The 656-nt window shown below is 48.9% G+C and carries 1 protein-coding gene; it reads left to right on the plus strand.

What is annotated here, in order from left to right:
* A partial coding sequence (locus R7190_RS28060; RefSeq protein ID WP_318137949.1) for an FHIPEP family type III secretion protein occupies window positions 1-656 on the plus strand: 656 nt, incomplete at both ends.

Here is a 656-nt window from a genome sequence, read left to right on the forward strand (position 1 = left end):
TTTCACCCTTGATGCGTTGCCTGGTAAACAGATGGCGATTGATGCGGACTTAAACGCAGGCCTTATCGACCAAGAGCAAGCGCGCGTGCGTCGTTTTGAAGTGACTAAAGAGGCAGACTTCTACGGCTCAATGGATGGTGCGTCTAAGTTTGTAAAAGGCGATGCGATAGCCGGTATTTTGATTCTGTTTATCAACATCATCGGCGGTCTGTCGATTGGTATGGCGCAGTACGGGTTAGGCTTTGGTGAAGCGATCCAAATCTATACCTTGCTAACGATTGGTGATGGTCTGGTTGCTCAAATTCCATCGCTATTGCTGTCAATTGCAGCGGCGATGATGGTAACGCGCCAAAACACCGATGAAGACATGGGCGAGCAGTTGGTTTTCCAAATGTTCGACAATCCGAAAGCGTTGATGATCACGGCGGCAATTTTGGGCGTGATGGGTATCGTACCGGGTATGCCGCATTTTGCTTTCTTAACGTTGGCCGTTGCTGCTGGCACGGGTGCTTACTTGATTGACAAGCGTCAGAAGCAGAAAGCAAAAGAACCAGCATTACCTGCGAAAGCAGAAGATGGCAGCGAGCCGATTTCTCAACGTGAGTTGTCGTGGGATGACGTTCAACCTGTTGATATTATTGGTTTAGAAGTGGGGT

The organism is Vibrio sp. 1078-1 (assembly GCF_033340475.1).